The sequence below is a fragment of the Enterobacter sp. A8 genome, assembly GCF_004296595.1.
Lineage (GTDB): Bacteria > Pseudomonadota > Gammaproteobacteria > Enterobacterales > Enterobacteriaceae > Enterobacter > Enterobacter cloacae.
Genome location: NZ_SCMF01000001.1, coordinates 244,703 through 264,498, shown reverse-complemented (window position 1 = coordinate 264,498; position 19,796 = coordinate 244,703). Strand labels below are relative to the sequence as shown.

The 19,796-nt window shown below is 56.3% G+C and carries 18 protein-coding genes; 11 read left to right on the top strand and 7 right to left on the bottom strand.

Going from position 1 to position 19,796, the window contains the following annotated elements; all coding sequences use genetic code 11:
- Window positions 1–81 precede the first annotated feature (81 nt).
- On the bottom strand, window positions 82–1,302 hold the full coding sequence (mlc, locus tag EQV24_RS01330) for a sugar metabolism global transcriptional regulator Mlc (RefSeq protein WP_038419279.1): 1,221 nt from the start codon (window positions 1,300–1,302) through the stop codon (window positions 82–84).
- 121 nt (window positions 1,303–1,423) lie between these two features.
- On the bottom strand, window positions 1,424–2,329 hold the full coding sequence (locus EQV24_RS01325; protein ID WP_023620317.1) for a LysR family transcriptional regulator: 906 nt from the start codon (window positions 2,327–2,329) through the stop codon (window positions 1,424–1,426).
- A gap of 121 nt (window positions 2,330–2,450) precedes the next feature.
- Between EQV24_RS01325 and EQV24_RS01320 the strand changes: the two genes are divergently transcribed.
- The gene (locus tag EQV24_RS01320) at window positions 2,451–3,704 is read left to right on the top strand and encodes an MFS transporter (RefSeq protein WP_013096829.1); all 1,254 of its coding nucleotides are present in this window, start codon (window positions 2,451–2,453) and stop codon (window positions 3,702–3,704) included.
- 76 nt (window positions 3,705–3,780) lie between these two features.
- Here the strand turns inward: EQV24_RS01320 and EQV24_RS01315 are convergent, their stop codons facing one another.
- A complete protein-coding gene (locus EQV24_RS01315) occupies window positions 3,781–5,172 on the bottom strand; it encodes an APC family permease (RefSeq protein ID WP_013096830.1) in 1,392 nt (463 codons plus the stop codon).
- A gap of 356 nt (window positions 5,173–5,528) precedes the next feature.
- Window positions 5,529–6,947, bottom strand: a complete 1,419-nt coding sequence (locus EQV24_RS01305; RefSeq protein WP_013096832.1) for a glutamine synthetase family protein — start codon at window positions 6,945–6,947, stop codon at window positions 5,529–5,531.
- A 214-nt stretch (window positions 6,948–7,161) separates the two neighbouring features.
- On the opposite strand from EQV24_RS01305, the gene puuD reads away from it, so the two are divergent.
- The 8 genes from puuD (at window position 7,162) to EQV24_RS01265 (ending at window position 16,006) form a co-directional block, all read left to right on the top strand.
- Window positions 7,162–7,926 carry a gamma-glutamyl-gamma-aminobutyrate hydrolase gene (gene puuD, locus EQV24_RS01300; protein WP_130626043.1) on the top strand — a complete coding sequence of 255 codons (765 nt, stop codon included), beginning with the start codon at window positions 7,162–7,164 and terminating at the stop codon, window positions 7,924–7,926.
- A gap of 25 nt (window positions 7,927–7,951) precedes the next feature.
- Entirely contained in the window at window positions 7,952–8,509 is a 558-nt protein-coding gene (gene puuR, locus EQV24_RS01295) for an HTH-type transcriptional regulator PuuR (RefSeq protein ID WP_013096835.1), read from the top strand.
- Between the two features lie 157 nt (window positions 8,510–8,666).
- Window positions 8,667–10,160: an aldehyde dehydrogenase PuuC gene (puuC, locus tag EQV24_RS01290; RefSeq protein WP_057072713.1), complete on the top strand. Its 1,494-nt coding sequence runs from the start codon at window positions 8,667–8,669 to the stop codon at window positions 10,158–10,160.
- Window positions 10,157–11,437 carry an FAD-binding oxidoreductase gene (locus EQV24_RS01285; protein ID WP_040023099.1) on the top strand — a complete coding sequence of 427 codons (1,281 nt, stop codon included), beginning with the start codon at window positions 10,157–10,159 and terminating at the stop codon, window positions 11,435–11,437. Before puuC ends, EQV24_RS01285 begins: the two co-directional genes overlap by 4 nt.
- A gap of 25 nt (window positions 11,438–11,462) precedes the next feature.
- A complete protein-coding gene (puuE, locus tag EQV24_RS01280; protein ID WP_130626042.1) occupies window positions 11,463–12,734 on the top strand; it encodes a 4-aminobutyrate transaminase in 1,272 nt (423 codons plus the stop codon).
- A gap of 150 nt (window positions 12,735–12,884) precedes the next feature.
- Complete coding sequence (locus EQV24_RS01275) at window positions 12,885–14,372, top strand: carboxypeptidase M32 (protein WP_038419273.1); 1,488 nt, start codon at window positions 12,885–12,887, stop codon at window positions 14,370–14,372.
- 149 nt (window positions 14,373–14,521) lie between these two features.
- Window positions 14,522–14,911, top strand: a complete 390-nt coding sequence (gene asr, locus EQV24_RS01270; RefSeq protein WP_013096840.1) for an acid resistance repetitive basic protein Asr — start codon at window positions 14,522–14,524, stop codon at window positions 14,909–14,911.
- Window positions 14,912–15,187: 276 nt separating this feature from the next.
- Window positions 15,188–16,006, top strand: coding sequence for a serine protease (locus EQV24_RS01265; RefSeq protein ID WP_013096841.1), 819 nt, complete (start codon window positions 15,188–15,190; stop codon window positions 16,004–16,006).
- Window positions 16,007–16,034: 28 nt separating this feature from the next.
- Here EQV24_RS01265 and mdtI read toward each other — a convergent pair whose 3' ends face one another.
- Both mdtI and mdtJ read right to left on the bottom strand, forming a co-directional pair.
- Window positions 16,035–16,364, bottom strand: coding sequence for a multidrug/spermidine efflux SMR transporter subunit MdtI (mdtI, locus tag EQV24_RS01260; RefSeq protein WP_013096842.1), 330 nt, complete (start codon window positions 16,362–16,364; stop codon window positions 16,035–16,037).
- Window positions 16,351–16,713 carry a multidrug/spermidine efflux SMR transporter subunit MdtJ gene (mdtJ, locus tag EQV24_RS01255; RefSeq protein WP_029882799.1) on the bottom strand — a complete coding sequence of 121 codons (363 nt, stop codon included), beginning with the start codon at window positions 16,711–16,713 and terminating at the stop codon, window positions 16,351–16,353. The genes mdtI and mdtJ overlap by 14 nt, the downstream gene beginning before the upstream one ends.
- Before the next feature lie 418 nt (window positions 16,714–17,131).
- On the opposite strand from mdtJ, the gene EQV24_RS01250 reads away from it, so the two are divergent.
- Window positions 17,132–18,169, top strand: a complete 1,038-nt coding sequence (locus EQV24_RS01250) for an AI-2E family transporter (RefSeq protein WP_020688252.1) — start codon at window positions 17,132–17,134, stop codon at window positions 18,167–18,169.
- 17 nt (window positions 18,170–18,186) lie between these two features.
- Here EQV24_RS01250 and EQV24_RS01245 read toward each other — a convergent pair whose 3' ends face one another.
- The gene (locus EQV24_RS01245; protein ID WP_038419270.1) at window positions 18,187–19,212 is read right to left on the bottom strand and encodes an LLM class flavin-dependent oxidoreductase; all 1,026 of its coding nucleotides are present in this window, start codon (window positions 19,210–19,212) and stop codon (window positions 18,187–18,189) included.
- A gap of 178 nt (window positions 19,213–19,390) precedes the next feature.
- Between EQV24_RS01245 and yajD the strand changes: the two genes are divergently transcribed.
- Window positions 19,391–19,738, top strand: a complete 348-nt coding sequence (yajD, locus tag EQV24_RS01240) for an HNH nuclease YajD (RefSeq protein WP_020688254.1) — start codon at window positions 19,391–19,393, stop codon at window positions 19,736–19,738.
- Window positions 19,739–19,796 lie beyond the last annotated feature (58 nt).

Below are 19,796 nucleotides of genomic sequence, written 5' to 3'. Positions count from 1 at the left end.
AATTCAGTGGGGGAAGTCTACGGGAAGCGTGCGCTATCCGGCTTGAGATAGCGCAATTTTTAGTAAGTCTGTGGAAAAGAGTTAGCCCTGCAGCAAGCGGATCAGTAAGGAGCCGTTATACATTGCATCTTTCACCAGCGCGGCGCCGGCCATGGTGCCCTGGTTCGAAAATTGCGTGCTTTCGACCACAATGTTTTTGCTGTAAGCGGGCAGCGCCTGCTGACTAATGCAGGCCGAGATCGCCGGGAAGAGGATATCCGCCGCCTGGCTGAGCGGGGAGCCGATCAGGATTTTTTGCGGGTTAAACAGATTCACCATAATGGCGAGAATGCGCCCGACGTTATTCCCTACGCCAGTAATGATGTCCTTAGCCAGCAGATCGCCCTGCCGCGCCGCTGTGCACAAGGAATCTACCGTCAGGGGTTGCCCGTGCAACGAGGAGCTCATGGACTGGCTGAGCCTCACCTGCGCCAGTTCCAGCACGCTTTCCACGCTGGCAATGGTCTCCAGGCAGCCGTGGTTGCCGCAGTAGCAGCGTTTCCCGTAGGGATCGACCTGCGTGTGGCCGATCTCCACCAGGCTACTGCTGCCCGCATGCAACAGGCGTCCGTCGGTGATGACGCCCGCCCCGACGTTATGGTCGATCACCACCTGAATGACATCCCGCGCCCCGCGTGACGCGCCAAACAGCGCCTCCGCCATAGTCCAGGCGCTGATGTCATGCTGAATGTAGACCGGTACGCCGGTATGGTTTTTCAGGACCTCACCCAGCGGCATCTCTTTGACGTCTTCATAAAACGGCATGCGGTGCACAATGCCGTTCTCGGTATCAATAATGCCCGGCATGGTGATGGCAATCGCCGTTAAGCGTTCAAGCTTCTGCTGGTGACGAATAAAGAAATGATCGATATGCGTGACAATCGCCTCAAGAAGCGGTTGATCAGCGTTAAGCGGCAGCTCCAGCCGGTCTTCCACCACCAGCTTGCTGCTGAGATCGCGCAGCGCAAGAAAGATCTCGCCCCGGCTGATGCGCAGCGACAGGTAATGCCACGCTTCCGTCTCCACCACCAGCCCGACCGCCGGACGACCCCGGCTCCCCGGCTCCTGAATCTCCGTCTCCTGAACCAGGTGGGCTTCCAGCATTTCGCGAACAATCTTGGTAATACTGGCGGGAGCCAGTTGGGCCAGGCGCGACAAATCGATACGCGAAACCGGACCAAGCTGATCAATCAGGCGATATACCGCGCCTGCGTTGGTCTGCTTAATCTGATCAATATGCCCTGGCTGACTATCAGCAACCACCTCGTACTCCCTTATTTTCGAGCTTCGAAATAAACTTTGGGCTATGGTGAAGCACTTGCATGGCCGTCGTCAAATATTTACTTAGCCATGTGATTTACTGCACATTTTTGCCCATTTTTCCCTATAAATATCGCCCGGCAGAGGCGGTGATAAGCTGCTTTTTAAAACGCTGTGCCGCATTGCTCTGTTCATGATGTCTGGACCACACCAGCCACATCTCCGATACCGCATCGTCTTCGGCAAGCGGAACCCAGCACATTTCACGCAATTGTACCCGTTTAAAAGAGGCCGGGAGAATAGAAACCCCCAGCCCGGCGGCGACCAGGCCTATTATTGTCATCGCCTCTCCTACCTCCTGGGTAATGACCGGGGCGAGATCGTAGCGGCGCATCAGGCCCAGAATATCGTCATACAGACCGGTTCCCACCTGCGGGTCGAAAAAGACAAACGGCTCTTTCGCCAGCTCCGCCAGCGTGACGGCAGGTTTCGACGCCAGGGGGTGATCGCGCGGGATCATCGCCATCAGCGGCTCGCGCAGGATCACCTGCCACGCCAGCGAGTCCGGCAGTTGAGTGTTGCGCATCAACCCTAAATCCAGCGCCCCTTCATTCAGCGGAGCAATTTGTTCCCGGGTATTAATTTCGCGCGTCTGAATATGCACGTCCGGGAAGTCACGGCGAAACGACGACAGGGTTTGCGAGACGGCGCTGATAAACGGGGCAGACGAGGTAAACCCGATGCGCAATTCACCGGCTTCCCCCAGGTAGAGCCGCTCTGCGCGGGCGGCGGCGTCGTCAACCATGCTCAAAATTTGTCGGCTGTCGGCCAGAAATTGCCTGCCTGCCGCCGTCAGGCTCACGCTACGGTTGGTGCGGGCGAGAAGACGGGCGCCAATCTGCTGCTCCAGGATCTGAATTTGCTGGCTGAGCGGCGGCTGCGAAATGTTCAGGCGCGCGGCGGCGCGGCCAAAATGGAGTTCTTCTGCCACCGCGACAAAGTAGCGTAAATGACGCAGTTCGATATTCATATTTTATATGTATCATTTGAGATTATTAATATATTAGACAGAATATTTACATTTTCCTACCCTGAAGAGGTGGTCATACCCGTCACCAGAAACCACGGGGATGTTTAAGCAAGGAACATGTGTGAGTCGTACATCTACCGTTGATATCGAACCGGCACGCGATATCGATGATTTACCCGCAGCTTCTCAGCCGGCGCAGTTTATTAAACGTGGTACCTCCCAATTTATGCGCGTCACGCTGGCGCTGTTCTCAGCCGGTCTGGCAACCTTTGCCCTGCTCTACTGCGTTCAGCCTATCCTTCCCGTGCTGTCACATGAGTTTGGCGTCTCACCGGCCAGCAGCAGTATTTCTCTCTCTATTTCAACCGGGATGCTGGCTGTCGGCCTGCTTTTTACCGGCCCTCTCTCTGATGCCATTGGGCGTAAACAGGTGATGGTGACCGCGCTGATGCTGGCGTCGGTTTGTACGTTGCTCTCCACCATGATGACCAGCTGGCACGGGATCCTGATGATGCGCGCGCTCATCGGGTTATCCCTGAGCGGCGTGGCAGCGGTTGGGATGACTTATCTCAGTGAAGAGATCCACCCGAGCTTTGTCGCGTTCTCCATGGGGCTGTACATCAGCGGGAACTCCATTGGCGGTATGAGCGGACGCCTGCTGAGCGGCGTGTTTACAGACTTCTTTAACTGGCGCATTGCGCTGGCGGTGATTGGCTGCTTTGCACTGGCCTCTGCGCTGATGTTCTGGAAAATTCTGCCGGAATCACGCCACTTCCGCCCCACCTCCCTGCGTCCGAAAACGCTGTTTATCAACTTCCGCCTGCACTGGCGGGATAAAGGGCTGCCGCGGCTGTTCCTGACCGGCTTCCTGCTGATGGGATCGTTCGTCACGCTGTTTAACTATATTGGCTATCGTCTGATGCTTTCGCCGTGGCATCTGAGCCAGGCGGTGGTGGGCCTGCTCTCCGTGGCGTATCTGACCGGGACCTGGAGCTCGCCAAAAGCCGGAGCGATGACCGCCCGCTATGGCCGTGGGCCGGTGATGCTGGTCTCAACCGCCGTGATGTTGCTGGGCCTGTTGCTGACGCTCTTCTCGTCCCTGTGGCTGATTTTCACCGGAATGCTGCTCTTCTCTGCCGGTTTCTTCGCCGCGCATTCCGTTGCCAGCAGCTGGATTGGCCCGCGCGCCCGTCGTGCCAAAGGCCAGGCATCCTCTTTGTATCTGTTTAGCTATTATCTTGGCTCCAGCTTCGCCGGGACGCTGGGCGGCGTATTCTGGCACAACTACGGCTGGAACGGCGTGGGCGGGTTTATCGCGCTGATGCTCTGCGGGGCACTGCTGGTAGGCGCCAGTCTTCATAAACGTCTGAGATAATCCGCCTGCGGGCTGATATCCGGTAAGACGAGCGATCCAGATAAACGGCACCAGCGTACTGGTGCCGTTTTTACATTCAGGAATCCCAGGCCTGCTCTATCTTAGCGGCTTCAAACTGCGGAGGCGGTTTTCGGAAACGGCGCGTCAGCCATGTCAGATAAAGGACCCCCAGTGCCGCCCAGATGAGGCCAAGCGTCAGGGACGTCGCTTCGAGGTTTATCCACAGCACGCCGACCGTTACGGCACCAATGAGTGGCAGCAGGAGATAGTGGAACCGATCTTTCCACGTTTTGTTCAGCCCCTTACGCCGCCAGAAATGGTTGTACACCGAGAGATTAACAAACGTAAACGCCACCAGCGCGCCAAAGTTGATCAGCGCCGTCGCGGTCACGAGGTCAAAGTACAGGGCCGACAGCGCCACTATCCCTACCATAATGACGTTCAGGGCCGGAGTACGCCATTTCGGATGCACGTAGCCAAACACCCGCTCCGGAAAGACGTTGTCACGCCCCATCACATACAATAAGCGTGAGACGCTGGCGTGTGAGGCCAGGCCTGAAGCGAGCGTATTCACAAACGTGGTACACAGAAACACCGACTGGAAGAGCTTGCCGCCCACGTACAGCGCAATTTCCGGCAGCGCGGCGTCCGGGTTCTTGAAGCGCGCAATCGTCGGGAAGAAGAGTTGCATGAAAAACGAGGCAACAATGAATATCAGCCCGCCATACAGTGCGGTCAGGAAAATGGCTTTGGGAATAACCCGCGCCGCGTTTGGCGTCTCTTCCGACAGCGTGGTGACCGCGTCAAACCCGAGGAAAGAGAAGCAGACGATAGTCGCGCCGGTAATAATCGGGATCAGATGTGCGTTCTCGCTGATAAACGGCTGCAACGACCAGACGGTGCCCACGCCCTCCCCCTTGTGCAGGCCATGCACCACGAGTATGACAAACACCACCATGATGGCGATCTGCACCAGCACAAACAGGGTGTTAAAGTTGGCGACCAAATTAACACTCTTCAGGTTCGCCAGCGTCAGGATGGTCACAAACCCCACCACCCAGACCCACGGCGGGACTTCCGGGAACAATGCGGAAAGGTAGATCTTCGCCAGCAGCACGTTGATCATCGGCAGGAAGAGATAGTCCAGCAGCGAGGACCAGCCGACCATAAACCCCAGATGGGGTCCGATCGATTTCTGCGTGTAGGTGTACGCAGAGCCCGCTTCCGGGAACTGTCGTACCAGTTTGCCGTAGCTGATGGCGGTAAACATGACGCCCGCCAGCGCCAGGAGATACGAGGCGGGCACGTGCCCATTGCTGATACCGGACACAATGCCGAAGGTATCAAACACGGTCATGGGGGTGAGGTAAGCCAGCCCCATCATCACCACCTGCCAGAGTTTGAGGGAACTGCGCAGCCGGGTTCTTCCGGCCATGCCCGGCGAATCAAGAGATGTATTAGTCGCCATAAACCATCCCCCCCATGCTTACCGTGGTTTGCAATCGCGTTGACCTTAACGCAAACCTGCTTAGCAAAGGGGGAAGTTGTAAAGAACATACGCGATCGTACCAGCGCAGCGTCTCTCGCTCGCACTCACAGCAGGCGCCTGACTGGCCCCCTTCGCCCTGCGGATAGTTGAACATCTGCATCATTTCCTACCTCGTCACACAGTGTCGTTAAGAAAGTCCCTGTGCCGCCTGCGCTCCATAACGCGACTCCCGGGAGATAGCTGGCGTGCCAGCGAACAGTTCGGCCAGGCTCCGCGCAGGCCGTTTGGTGATACGTATGCGATGAAACAAAGCGGCCCCTGACCGGGGCACGTCATCAGGCGTTTTTCAGCATCCACTCGATTTCAGTTTCGGTAATCAGGCGTTCGAACTGCAGTAATTCATCATTTTTGCAGGCGTGATAGACGTGGCAGAAACGTTCGCCCAGTCGCTCGCGAAGGTGATCATTTTGCATAAACTCCCACAGCGCATCGCTCTGACGAATCGGGAACGGCAATCCGTCCTGCTCCAGACCATTGCCTTCAACTTCTTCCTGCAGGGGTAAATCGTTATCCAGCCCGTGTAAAATGCCGGCAAAAATCGCCGCCATCACCAGATACGGATTCGCGTCTGCTCCCGCCACCCGGTATTCGACCCGATGGTTATGGCGATCGCCGCAGGGGATACGCAGGGCAACCGTGCGATTATTGTGTCCCCATGACGCCTGCGTCGGCACGTACATTCCCGGCTGGAAACGGCGGTAGGAGTTGACGTTCGGCGCCAGCAGCGCCATGGACGCTGGCATCAGATCGATCATCCCGGCCAGCGCGCGTTTCAGCAGCGCGGAATCCTCACCGCTGGCGTCTGCGAACACGTTTTCGCCTCTGTTGTTTTGCATGCTGATGTGGATATGCATCCCGCTGCCCGCATGTTCTTCATACGGCTTTGCCATAAACGTGGCGTGCATCTTGTGTTTTTCCGCCATCTGCCTGACGAGACGTTTTAGCGCCAGCGCATCATCGCAGGCATCCAGCACGTTTTCCGTATGGTGCAGGTTAATCTCAAACTGTCCCGGGGAGGCTTCAGCCACTGCCCCGTCGGCGGGGATCAACTGCAGTTGCGCCAGTTCGTCAATGTCATTCAGCACGTCAGCAAAGTGGTTGAGATTATCAACCGAGTAGACCTGACTCTGCGTGTTACGCACGTCGGTGCCCGGCGCGCAGGGTGGCTGCAGATAGCCGTCGGCATCGCGTTTACGGTCAAGTAAATAGAACTCCAGCTCTACCGCTACCACGGGGAACAGACCGCGCTGGCGCAGCTGCTGCCAGAGTCGGTTGAGTACGTTCCGCGGCTCAACGTCAAAGGGAGCGCCATCTTCATCGACCATGGTGAGCTGCACCTGACCAATGTACTCCGGGTCGGCGGCGGAGGGTGTCAGGGTGCCCGGCACCGGCACACAGATACAGTCCGGCTCGCCCAGCTCCTGCCCCAGCCCTGCCTCTTCCACAACGTTACCCAGAATGTCCATGGCGAAAACCGATGCCGGGAAATAGCAGCCTTTTTCAAGTTTGCTCAGTCCGGCAACCGGGATGCGTTTGCCGCGAAAACAGCCGTTCAGGTCGGTCAGGAGGACATCAATAAACTGGGTGTCAGGATACTTTTCTAAATAGCGCTTCACTTCCTGCGTAAAGGCGCTGCCCCGCCTCTCATCCGTGTGCTGCACAAAGTTCTCAACTTCTACGATATTGGTTTCCATGATTTACCACCGTTTTTGGGATTTGCGTTCGCTGCTCTGGACTGTCAAATATAATGTCCACACTATCGAATCTGTATGCAAACAAATTGTTTGTCAAATGTTAAATTAGGTTTGCAAAAGGCAGATCTCGTTGCTAGATTGAGAAAATATTGAACGAAAAGGCCGTTTCACAGGCGAGAATGGCCTAAATTTAGTCCACTTTGTGAGGGCGATCATGGAAAATATAATGAACAAGCCAGTTATTGGCGTGGTGATGTGCAGAAACAGGCTTAAGGGTCACGAGACCCAGACCCTGCAAGAAAAGTACCTGAATGCCATTATTAACGCGAGGGGCTTACCTGTTGCCTTACCGCATGCGCTGGCAGAGCCAGAGCTTATTACCGCTCTGCTGCCAACCCTGGACGGAATTTACCTGCCGGGCAGCCCAAGTAACGTGCAGCCGCACCTTTATGGTGAAAACGGCGATGAGCCTGACGCCGATCCCGGGCGAGATCTTCTGAGTATGGCGCTGATTGCTGCCGCGCTCGAAAGGCGCATCCCCATTTTCGCCATCTGCCGGGGGCTGCAGGAAATGGTTGTTGCCACGGGAGGGACGCTGTATCGCCGCCTGTTCGAGCAGAACGACCTGCTTGAGCACCGGGAAGATCCTGAACTGCCGGTTGAGCTACAATACGCCCCTTCTCATGAAGTTCAGGTCCAGGAGGGAGGACTGCTGTCTCAATTAATACCAGGCTGTAACACATTTTGGGTAAACTCGTTACACGGGCAAGGTGCACGGACGTTAGGACCACGGCTCCGCGTGGAGGCCCGCTCGACGGACGGGCTCGTCGAAGCGGTCAGCGTTCATGACCACCCTTTTGCCCTCGGCGTGCAATGGCACCCCGAATGGAACAGCAGCGAGTACGCCCTGTCACGCATGTTGTTTGAAGGTTTTATCACCGCCTGTCAAAGCCACATTGCCGAGAAGCAACGGCTTTGACCACTACCGTAAAGGAAATGCAACTATGAGCGATGACGGACTGGCGCCAGGGAAACGTCTGTCTGAGATCCGCCAGCAATTGGGTCTCTCGCAGCGGCGTGCCGCCGAACTGTCTGGGTTAACACACAGTGCCATCAGCACCATTGAGCAGGACAAAGTCAGTCCTGCCATCAGTACGCTGCAAAAGCTGCTGAAAGTTTATGGGCTGTCGCTCTCGGAATTCTTTTCGGAACCGGAAAAACCTGATGAACCGCAGGTGGTTATTAATCAGGAAGACCTTATCGAAATAGGCAGTCAGGGGGTTTCGATGAAGCTGGTTCATAACGGAAATCCGAACCGTACGCTGGCGATGATTTTTGAAACTTACCAGCCAGGAACCACGACCGGAGAGAGGATCAAACACCAGGGTGAGGAGATCGGTACGATACTGGAAGGTGAAATAGTGCTGACCATTAATGGCCAGCCTTATCACCTGGTTGCGGGGCAAAGCTATGCCATTAATACCGGCATACCGCACAGCTTCAGCAACACCTCGGCAGGCATCTGCCGCATTATCAGTGCCCACACCCCCACCACGTTCTAATTACCACTCAGTCCCGGCGTAAGTGCGCTTACGCCGGGACAAATAAAAACGATCAATGTCGGCATTCAGCGGGTTAATTCCCGGGATGCCTCACGGCTTCGTATTGCCTGAAACGGCCATGACCTTATTTATCTGATTGCGAAAGAAAGGAGTGAATATGCATTTTCAGCACCTGACTTACTGGCAGGATAAAGCAAAAAACAGCGCCATTGAGACCCGGTTATTTATTAACGGTGCCTATTGTGACGCCGCCGATAATGCCACGTTTGAAACCGTCAATCCCGCGACACAACAGACGCTGGCGAACGTGGCCCGGGGCAAGCAGGCGGACGTGGACCGTGCAGTCCAGGCGGCGCGTGAGGTATTTGAACGCGGTGACTGGTCGCAGGCGTCTCCGGCGCAGCGCAAGGCCGTGCTCAATAAGCTCGCCGATTTGATGGAACGCCACGGCGAAGAGCTGGCCTTACTGGAAACACTGGACACCGGTAAACCCATCCGCCACAGCCTGCGCGACGATATTCCCGGCGCGGCGCGCGCCATTCGCTGGTACGCCGAAGCGGCGGATAAAGTCTACGGCGAAGTGGCACCTACGGGGCCGGGCGAACTGGCGATGATCGTGCGCGAGCCGATCGGGGTGGTTGCGGCCATCGTTCCCTGGAACTTCCCGCTGCTGCTGGCCTGCTGGAAGCTGGGCCCGGCACTGATCGCGGGCAACAGCGTGGTATTGAAACCGTCGGAGAAATCGCCACTCACCGCCCTGCGTTTGGTCGGGCTGGCGAAAGAGGCAGGCCTGCCGGACGGCGTACTGAATGTGATAAGCGGTTACGGCCACGAAGCGGGCCAGGCGCTGGCACTGCATCCAGAAGTCGAGGTGCTGACGTTTACCGGCTCTACCCGTACCGGCAAGCAGCTGTTGAAGGACGCGGGAGAAAGCAACATGAAGCGCGTCTGGCTGGAGGCGGGCGGCAAGAGCGCCAACATTATATTTGCCGACTGTCCGGACCTCGACAAAGCCGTGAGCGCGACCGCCGCCGGGATTTTTTATAACCAGGGGCAAGTCTGTATCGCCGGTACCCGCCTGCTACTCGAAGACAGCATCGCCGACGACTTTCTGGCAAAGCTAAAAGCGCAGGCCCGTCACTGGCAGCCGGGCGATCCGCTCAACCCTGACAGCACGATGGGCATGCTCATCGACGCTGCACATGCCGATACCGTCCACACGTTTATTCGCGAGGGAACCCGAAAAGGTACGCTGCTGCTTGACGGGCGGGAACAAGCATGGCCTTGTGCAGTCGGTCCCACCATTTTTGTCGACATCGATCCTGCCTCCCCGCTGTGCCGGGAAGAGATTTTCGGGCCGGTGCTGGTCGTCACCCGTTTTAAAACCGAAGAAGAAGCCTTAACGCTGGCCAACGACAGTGAATATGGGCTTGGCGCGGCGGTATGGACCCGCGATCTTTCCCGCGCGCACCGCATGAGCCGCCGCCTGAAAGCAGGCTCGGTCTTCGTCAATAACTATAACGACGGCGATATGACCGTACCCTTTGGCGGCTATAAGCAGAGCGGCAACGGTCGCGATAAGTCCCTGCACGCGCTGGAAAAATTTACCGAACTGAAAACCATCTGGATTGCCCTGGAGTCTCAATCATGACCGAACATACCACCAGCTACTACGCGGCCAGCGCGAACGCTTACGAACCTTTCCCGACGCTTAACGAGTCGATCAGCTGTGACGTGTGCGTAGTGGGCGGCGGCTATACCGGCCTCTCCTCCGCGCTGCATCTCACCGAAATGGGCTACGACGTGGTGCTCCTTGAAGGGGCGCGCATCGGCTTCGGCGCCAGCGGACGCAACGGCGGCCAGCTGGTTAACTCTTACAGCCGCGATATCGACGTGATTGAGAAAAACTACGGACCCGATGCCGCCAGAGTCCTCGGGAGCATGATGTTTGAAGGCGGGGAGATCATCCGGGAGCGTATCCAGCGCTATCAGATCCAGTGCGACTATCGTCCGGGCGGGCTGTTTGTGGCGCTAAACCATAAGCAACTTGAGACGCTGGAGGAGCAAAAAGCCAACTGGGAACGCTACGGCAACACGCAGCTGGAGTTGTTGGACGCCAGTGCCATCCGCCGGGAGGTCGACAGCGAACGCTATACCGGCGCGCTGCTGGACCGCAGCGGGGGGCATATTCATCCACTGAACCTGGCGATCGGCGAAGCAGACGCCATTCGCCTGAACGGCGGGCGGGTGTATGAACAGTCCCCGGTGACCGCCATTCAGCACACCAGCCCGGCGGTGGTAAGCACGCAGCATGGCCAGGTGACGGCCCGCTACGTGATCGTCGCCGGGAATGCCTATCTGGGCGATAAGATAGAACCGGAACTGGCAAAACGCAGCATGCCCTGCGGCACTCAGGTTGTGACCACCGCCCCGCTGCCGGAATCGGTCGTCCGCACGCTGATCCCCAATAACTACTGCGTGGAAGATTGTAACTACCTGCTGGATTACTACCGCCTTACCGCCGACAACCGCCTGCTGTACGGCGGTGGTGTCGTCTATGGCGCGCGCGATCCGGACGATGTCGAGCGCCTGGTGATGCCAAAGCTGCTGAAAACCTTCCCACAGCTGGCCGGCGTCAAAATCGACTACCGCTGGACGGGCAACTTCCTGCTGACCCTGTCGCGCATGCCGCAGTTTGGTCGTCTGGATAAAAACATCTATTACATGCAGGGCTACAGCGGCCACGGCGTGACCTGCACCCACCTGGCCGGACGGCTGATTTCGGAACTGTTGCGCGGTGACGCTGAGCGCTTTGATGCGTTTGCCAACCTTCCGCACTACCCCTTCCCGGGCGGTCGCAGCCTGCGGATTCCATTCACGGCGATGGGTGCGGCGTATTACAGCCTGCGCGATCGTCTTGGCGTATGAGCGTTTCGACAAAAGGGTATCTGACATGAGTAACCAGGAATTTCATCAGCGTAGACTTTCTGCCACCCCGCGCGGCGTAGGCGTAATGTGTGATTTCTTTGCCCGCTCGGCGGAGAATGCCACGCTTACCGACGTGGAAGGCAACGACTATATTGATTTCGCCGCCGGGATCGCGGTACTGAATACCGGCCATCGTCATCCTGCACTGGTGGCCGCAGTGGAAAAACAGCTTCACCAGTTCACCCACACGGCCTACCAGATTGTGCCGTATGAAAGCTACGTTTCATTAGCCGAAAAACTTAACGAGCTGGCTCCGGTGCAGAGCCCGGCCAAAACGGCATTCTTCACAACGGGCGCGGAAGCGGTGGAAAATGCCATTAAAATCGCCCGGGCCCACACCGGCAGACCGGGCGTGATTGCCTTCGGAGGAGGCTTTCACGGTCGAACCTATATGACCATGGCATTAACCGGCAAGGTCGCGCCTTATAAGCTGGGATTTGGCCCCTTCCCGGGGTCGGTTTATCACGTGCCCTATCCCTCGGAGCTGCACGGCATCACGACGCAGGATGCCATCACGGCGATAGAACGTCTGTTCAAAGCAGACATTGAGGCGAAACAGGTAGCGGCGATTATTTTTGAACCCATTCAGGGTGAAGGCGGCTTCAACGTCGCCCCGCCAGAGCTGGTGGCCGCCATCCGCCGTATCTGTGATGAACACGGGATCGTGATGATTGCCGACGAAGTACAGAGCGGCTTCGCCCGTACGGGGAAACTGTTTGCCATGGAACACTACGCCGACAAGCCCGACCTGATGACGATGGCGAAAAGCCTGGCAGGCGGAATGCCGCTGTCCGGCGTGGTGGGTCGCGCCGAAATCATGGACGCGCCGGCGCCCGGCGGTCTGGGGGGGACCTATGCAGGCAACCCGCTGGCGGTGGCCGCCGCGCACGCGGTGCTGAATATTATCGACAACGAGTCACTGTGCGCCCGCGCCCGGCATCTGGGCGATCGACTGAAAGCCACCCTGGAAGAGATTCAGGGCACCTTCCCTGCGCTCGTGGCGATAAGGGGAAGAGGATCGATGATTGCGGCGGAGTTTTTTGATCCCGAGAGCCGTGCACCTTCGGCCGCCATCGCGCAGGCGATCCAGCAAAAAGCACTCGCCCAGGGCCTGCTGTTATTGATCTGCGGCCAGTACGGCAACGTGATCCGCTTCCTTTATCCGCTGACCATTCCGGATGCCCAGTTCACCCAGGCGCTGGCGATCTTGCAACAGGTTATGCGTGATAAAACCTAAGTAACCACCGAAAACCGTCTCCCGGCATTCCGGAGACGGTTTCAACGGAGGAGATCGGCTGAGATTTCCTCCGTGTGGGAAATGCTGGGGAATTTGGTCTGTTTCATTGTATGCTCCCTGAAACACATCCCTGGCAAGAGGAAATAAGAATTGCAAAAAACATCCGCCTATCAGTCACTTGTGAAAACCTTCCAGCGTCTCTCCCGCTTCTCGCATCTCTCCTCCATCGCCAGTTGGGACATGTTCACCATGATGCCGCCCGGCGGCAGCGCCGCGCGCGGTGAAGCGCTGGCGGAGATGAGCGTCCTGCAACATCAGATCCTGACCGACAAAAAAGTGGGTGAATGGCTGGCTGCAGCGGCAGGTGAAGATTTGAATGACGTCGAACAGGCCAACCTGCGTGAAATGACGCGTCAATATCAGCAGGCCTCGCTGCTGCCGGAATCGCTGGTGGAAGCCAAATCGCTGGCGGGCAGCAAATGTGAGCACGCCTGGCGTACCCAGCGTCCGGCCAATGACTGGCAAGGCTTTTCCGCCAATCTGAAAGAGGTGGTAAAACTCAGCCGTGAAGAGGCGCGTCTGCGCGCGGAGGCAAAAGGTTGCTCACCTTACGATGCGCTGCTGGATATTTTTGAGCCAGACATGACCAGCGCGCGTCTGGACGTGCTCTTTGCCGACATGAAGTCGTGGCTGCCGGATCTGCTGGCAAACGTGGTCGACAAGCAGGCCAGGCAGACCTTCGTTCCGCCTCAGGGCCCCTTCCCGACGGCAACGCAGCGTGAGCTGGGGCTGGAAGCCATGAAGATGCTCGGCTTCGATTTCAACGGCGGTCGTCTGGACGTGAGCGCGCACCCGTTCTGCGGCGGCGTGCCGGAAGATGTGCGCATTACCACGCGGTATGACGAAGATGAACTCCTCAGCGCCCTGTTTGGCGTGATCCACGAAACCGGACACGCGCGCTACGAACAGAACCTGCCGCGCGCGTGGGCCGGTCAGCCCGTTGCCCTGGCGCGTTCAACGGCAATCCACGAATCCCAGAGTTTGTTCTTTGAGATGCAGCTTGGCCGCAGCGAGGCGTTCCTGAAACATCTCCTCCCTGCCGTTCATGCCCGTTTTGGCAGCCAGGCGGCGTTTAGCGAAGAGAACTTTATCGCCTGGAACCAGCGCGTGAAGCCGGGCTATATCCGCGTCGATGCCGACGAAGTGAGCTACCCGGCACACGTGGTGCTGCGCTATGAGATTGAGCGGGCGCTGATCAATGGCGATATCGAGGTGGAGGACATCCCGGCCCTGTGGGATGAGAAAATGCAGGCCTGGCTCGGGTTATCCACCAAAGACAACTACCGCAACGGCTGTATGCAGGATATCCACTGGACCGACGGCGGATTCGGTTACTTCCCGTCTTATACGCTGGGGGCGATGTACGCCGCGCAGCTGTTCCATGCCGCGAAAACGGCACTGCCAGGTCTGCAGGCCTCTATCGCTGACGGGGATCTGTCGGCCCTGTTTGACTGGCTGCGCCAGAACGTCTGGCAACACGGCAGCCGGTTTACCACATCACAGCTGATCACCCAGGCGACGGGAGAAGATCTGAATATCCGCTACTTCCGTGAACACCTGACCTCGCGTTACCTGTAATGACCCACGCCGGGGAAAGCCCCCGGCGTTGTACAAACGGTTACACGCCGATACCAATCACTCACGGAAACCCCGAATTTACAGGGATATAGTTATTTCAACGGCCCCGCAGTGGGGTTAAATGAAAAACCAAATTCGAGGGTATGAACATGAATAAAGTATTAGCTCTGGTTGTTGCCGCTGCTATGGGTCTGTCTTCTGCTGCGTTCGCTGCTGAGACTACTGCAACTGCTCCAGCTGCCGCTGCACCTGCTGCAACCACCGCTGCACCGGCAAAAACGGTACACCACAAGAAACATCACAAAGCCGCTAAACCTGCTGCTGAGCAAAAAGCGCAGGCGGCTAAAAAGCACCACAAAAAAGCCGTAAAACAAGACGCCGCTAAACCTGCTGTTGAGCAGAAAGCACAGGCCGCCAAAAAGCACCACAAAAAAGCGACTAAACCCGCTGTAGAGCAGAAAGCTCAGGCCGCTAAAAAGCATCACAAAAAAGCAGTAAAACACGAAGCTGCTAAACCAGCTGCTCAGCCAGCTGCGTAAGAGTACAAGCTAAACCGTGCCCTTCGGGGCACGTTGGTAAACCGGCGCTGAACCTTTCAATACAGCGCCGTTTTTTTATCCGGAGGGCGTATGCTGCGACGCTATCGGTTTGAGTTGATCCTTATCCTGCTTATTTTATGCGCGCTCATCGCAAGCCAGTTTTATCTTTCCTGATCGTAGCACGCTGATTTTACTCCCACTTTAGCGCTGTCCCGTCTATAGTATTTTCATAGGGTTCACTTTTAATAATCATAATTACCCCCACCAGAGTGTGATATGCGTAAATCTGTTGTGTTATTACTGGGAACGTTTGCTCTTTTTTCTGGATTCGCGCATGCGGATGATGGCGATGATGACACCATTAGCGCGAAAGAGCTTAAAACGCTGTTTTTCGGTCATGATGATCGTACGCGTGTCGCCGATCCTACCCAGGCCCCGTGGGATGCCATCGGGCAACTGGAAACCGCCAGCGGTAACTTATGCACCGCCACGTTGATTACCCCTCAGCTTGCCCTGACCGCAGGCCATTGCCTGTTGACACCGCCGGACGGCAAACCCGACAAAGCCGTGGTACTGCGATTTGTGTCTCAGAAAGGGATGTGGCGCTATGAAATTCACGGGATTGAAGGCCGGGTTGACCCTTCGCTGGGTAAGCGCCTGAAACCGGACGGCGACGGCTGGATAGTCCCGCCCGCTGCGGCCTCCTGGGATTTCGGTCTCATCATTTTGCGCTACCCGCCTTCTGGTATCACTCCTCTGCCCCTGTTTGATGGCGATAAAGCCGCGCTGACCGCCGCGCTGAAAGCCGTCGATCGCAAGGTGACGCAATCCGGTTATCCGGTCGATCATCTGGATACGCTGTACACCCACACCGACTGCATTGTGACCGGCTGGGCGCAAAACAGCGTACTCTCTCACCAGTGCGATACGTTACCGGGCGACAGTGGCTCACCGCTGATGCTGAAAACGGATAACGGCTGGCAGTTGATTGGTGTGCAGAGTTCAGCCCCGGCGGCCAAAGACCGATGGCGCGCGGATAACCGTGCTCTCTCGGTGACCGGTTTTCGCGACAAGCTGGAAGCGCTGGCACAATAACAGGCCAGCGCCGCCTCGCCTGACGTCATCAGGCGAGTTTTATCATAATCATACCGGCCAGCAGCAATACCAGGCCGATCCAGCCTTTATTATTTAACCGTTGGCCGAAGAGCACCCACCCTGCTGCCAGGGTCGCGGCAATACCAAACCCGCCCCACAGAGCATAGGCCACTGACAGATCGATACCTTTGACCGCCTGAGACAGGGCGCTAAACGCCCCCAGCACAGCGGCAATCGACATCAGACCGTAAACTTTACGGCGAAAACCATCAGAGAATTTCAGAAACACGTTCGCCAGAATTTCCAGAACAATGGCGAACCCCAGCCAGGCCGCGTGGATCCATTCAAACTGCTGCATGGGTCTGCTCCTTCTGCGGTTTTGTCGGTTTACGTGTACCCGATTTAATCAGCACAATCCCGACTACCAGCGTCGTCAATCCGGCGATCTTCATTGTTGATAAGGTTTCGTCAAATAACAAAACGCTGAACAGCGTAATCAACAAAATACCGATACCTTCCCAGAGGGCATAAGCCACCCCCAGCGCGATTTTCTTCACCGCAAACGATAGGAAAATATAGGAAAGCGAAATCATCACCAGCATTAAAATAAAACCGGTATTGCCATCGCTGACGCTTGCCCATTTCATAGACAGCGTGCCGGTAATTTCAGCGAGAATAGCCAGGGCTAATAAAATCCAGTAAAACATGTTTTTCTCCTGCTTGAGAATATAATCCATCGCGGCTCGCTGCGAACAGCAAACCCAAAAAAGGAAATTAAATCAGATAGCTAAGCGCATGGCGCCAGCTCAGGCAGAAGACGTGACTATAGCGCGTTGCGCCAGTGTTGCTCACCGGACAGAAGGAAGAAAGAGGTGGAGAATACAGCAGTATGGTTTGAAGAATACGTCCTGAACAAATTGTCCATAAAATTACAATTATCCGCGGTGTTGCTTCTCGTCTTTGCGGATCAAAATTGTCCTCGGTAGTTAAACACGCTAAATTTGTACCATAAGCCAGGATTTTACTCAAAGTCTTTTCAATTCTTTACCGAGGCCGTTTGATTTTGGTTAGTTTATTAAACGCCTTTCGCCTTTATTATAAATAAAAAAATACGCAGGAATTGCCATGGCTAAACCCATCATTACCCTGAACGGCCTCAAGATTGTCATCATGCTCGGTATGCTGGTGATCATCCTGACGGGCGTTCGTTTTGCCGCCGATATTATCGTGCCTTTTATTCTGGCGCTGTTTATTGCAGTGATCCTTAACCCGCTGGTTCAGCGCATGGTGCGGATACGCATACCGCGTGTGCTGGCGATCACCCTGCTCATCAGCATCATTATTATCGCGATGGTGCTGCTGGTCGCTTATCTGGGCACATCCCTGAATGAACTGGCGCGCACGCTGCCGAAATACCGCTCGTCGCTGGTGATACCCCTGTTGCAGATTGAACCCTGGCTGCAGCGCGCGGGCATTGAGGTCTCCGTTGAGGAACTGCTGAAGTATATCGACCCCAACGCAGCCATGACCCTCGTCACCAGCCTGCTGGCGCAGCTCTCCAACGCCATGACCTCTATTTTCCTGCTGTTTTTAACCGTGGTGTTTATGCTGCTGGAGGTGCCGCAACTGCCTGCCAAACTACAGCATATAATGGTTCGGCCGGTGGAAGGCATGGGCGCGATTCAGCGTGCACTGGACAGTGTTTCCCGCTATCTGGTGCTGAAAACGGCGATCAGTCTCGTCACCGGGTGTGTTGTCTGGGGCATGCTGGTTGCGCTGGATGTGCGGTTTGCGTTCGTCTGGGGACTGCTCGCCTTTGCGCTTAACTATATTCCCAACATCGGTTCCGTGCTGGCGGCCATCCCGCCTATTCTGCAGGTGCTGGTTTTCAGTGGTTTGTATGATGCCCTGATTCTGCTGGCCGGTTATCTGGTGATTAACCTGGTCTTCGGAAACATTCTTGAACCGCGCATGATGGGACGCGGGCTCGGGCTTTCGACCCTGGTGGTGTTTTTATCCCTGATATTCTGGGGTTGGCTGCTCGGCCCCGTTGGCATGCTGCTCTCCGTTCCGCTGACCATCATCGTCAAGATAGCGCTTGAGCAGACGGCGGGCGGGCAAAGTATCGCCGTACTGCTGAGCGATATGAGTCACAGAGGCTGAGCAACCCGTCAGTTAACCTACTCGCGCCAGCCCATTGCTGGCGCCACATGTTTGAGGATCGACTCAATCACATGCGCGTTGTAGTCCACGCCAAGCTGATTCGGTACGGTCAGTAACAGGGTATCCGCTTCGGCTATCGCGTCGTCCTGCTTCAATTGTTCAACCAGCTTGTCGGGCTCTGCCGCATAGCTGCGCCCGAAAATCGCCCGCGTTTTTTCATCCAGATAGCCCACGCTATCGCTGTCGTTGCGGCTGGCCCCGAAATACATCCGGTCACGATCGTCCATCAGGGCAAAGATACTGCGGCTCACCGACACGCGCGGCTGACGGGTATGGCCCGCCTCAGCCCAGGCCTGACGATACGCGCGGATCTGTTTTGCCTGCTGAATATGGAACGGCTCGCCGGTTTCATCGTCTTTCAGCGTTGAGCTTTGCAGGTTCATGCCCAGTTTTGCGGCCCAGACCGCCGTTGCATTTGAACCGGCACCCCACCAGATGCGGTCGCGTAAACCTTCGGAATGAGGCTCCAGGCGCAGCAGACCCGGCGGGTTCGGGAACATCGGTTGCGGGTTTGGTTTCGCAAACCCTTCTCCGCGCAGCACCTCAAGCAGCACCTCGGTATGACGACGCGCCATATCCGATTCGTTTTCCCCTTCCTGCGGGACATAGCCAAAGTGACGCCAGCCATCAATCACCTGCTCCGGCGAGCCGCGGCTAATTCCCAGCTGCAAACGCCCGCCAGAGATCAGATCCGCTGCCCCGGCATCCTCCGCCATGTACATTGGGTTTTCATACCGCATGTCGATCACGCCGGTACCGATCTCGATGGTTTTGGTTTTTGCGCCTATCGCCGCCAGCAAGGGGAACGGCGAGCTGAGCTGCCGGGCAAAGTGGTGCACTCGGAAATAAGCGCCATCGGCACCCAGCTCTTCAGCGGCCACGGCCAGGTCGATGGACTGCAGCAGCGTGTCCGCTGCGGTTCGGGTACCGGACTGTGGCGACGGCGTCCAGTGACCAAATGATAAAAATCCGATCTTTTTCATAAGGGGTAATCCTGAGAATGTGTTGCGTGTCTTCTACTCTACGCATTACCCGGCAACAATAAATGCCGTTTATTTAACGGAAAGCGTCAAATAAATTGACTGACCTGAGCAGATCGCTATTGCGTTCCATAATGGGATATAATTTCGCTCACTCTTTTCCTGGAAGGTAAAACCGGCAATGGCTCTGATCCCTAAAAACTACGCGCGGCTGGAAAGCGGCTACCGTGAAAAAGCATTAAAAATTTATCCATGGGTCTGTGGGCGCTGCTCACGGGAATTTGTCTATTCCAACCTTCGGGAACTGACGGTTCACCATATCGATCACGACCATACCAATAACCCGGAAGATGGCAGTAACTGGGAGCTGTTATGCCTGTTTTGCCACGATCATGAACACTCGAAGTACACCGAAGCGGATCAGTACGGCACCACCGTTGTCGCGGGAGAAGACGCGCAAAAAGATGTGGGTGTCGCCACCTTTAATCCGTTTGCTGATTTGAAAACGATGATGAACAAGAAGAAATAATCTTCCAGGAATTTTCTCGCTCCGGCCAGCTCTGTTCACCCGTATACATAGACGTACC

What these genes read in the sequence shown, in the direction of transcription:
- EQV24_RS01325 (WP_023620317.1), bottom strand. Translation starts at nt 2,329, where the DNA reads ATGAATATCGAACTGCGTCATTTACGCTACTTTGTCGCGGTGGCAGAA.
- EQV24_RS01315 (WP_013096830.1), bottom strand. Translation starts at nt 5,172, where the DNA reads ATGGCGACTAATACATCTCTTGATTCGCCGGGCATGGCCGGAAGAACC.
- EQV24_RS01305 (WP_013096832.1), bottom strand. Translation starts at nt 6,947, where the DNA reads ATGGAAACCAATATCGTAGAAGTTGAGAACTTTGTGCAGCACACGGAT.
- puuD (WP_130626043.1), top strand. Translation starts at nt 7,162, where the DNA reads ATGGAAAATATAATGAACAAGCCAGTTATTGGCGTGGTGATGTGCAGA.
- puuR (WP_013096835.1), top strand. Translation starts at nt 7,952, where the DNA reads ATGAGCGATGACGGACTGGCGCCAGGGAAACGTCTGTCTGAGATCCGC.
- puuC (WP_057072713.1), top strand. Translation starts at nt 8,667, where the DNA reads ATGCATTTTCAGCACCTGACTTACTGGCAGGATAAAGCAAAAAACAGC.
- EQV24_RS01285 (WP_040023099.1), top strand. Translation starts at nt 10,157, where the DNA reads ATGACCGAACATACCACCAGCTACTACGCGGCCAGCGCGAACGCTTAC.
- puuE (WP_130626042.1), top strand. Translation starts at nt 11,463, where the DNA reads ATGAGTAACCAGGAATTTCATCAGCGTAGACTTTCTGCCACCCCGCGC.
- asr (WP_013096840.1), top strand. Translation starts at nt 14,522, where the DNA reads ATGAATAAAGTATTAGCTCTGGTTGTTGCCGCTGCTATGGGTCTGTCT.
- EQV24_RS01265 (WP_013096841.1), top strand. Translation starts at nt 15,188, where the DNA reads ATGCGTAAATCTGTTGTGTTATTACTGGGAACGTTTGCTCTTTTTTCT.
- mdtI (WP_013096842.1), bottom strand. Translation starts at nt 16,364, where the DNA reads ATGCAGCAGTTTGAATGGATCCACGCGGCCTGGCTGGGGTTCGCCATT.
- mdtJ (WP_029882799.1), bottom strand. Translation starts at nt 16,713, where the DNA reads ATGTTTTACTGGATTTTATTAGCCCTGGCTATTCTCGCTGAAATTACC.
- EQV24_RS01250 (WP_020688252.1), top strand. Translation starts at nt 17,132, where the DNA reads ATGGCTAAACCCATCATTACCCTGAACGGCCTCAAGATTGTCATCATG.
- EQV24_RS01245 (WP_038419270.1), bottom strand. Translation starts at nt 19,212, where the DNA reads ATGAAAAAGATCGGATTTTTATCATTTGGTCACTGGACGCCGTCGCCA.
- yajD (WP_020688254.1), top strand. Translation starts at nt 19,391, where the DNA reads ATGGCTCTGATCCCTAAAAACTACGCGCGGCTGGAAAGCGGCTACCGT.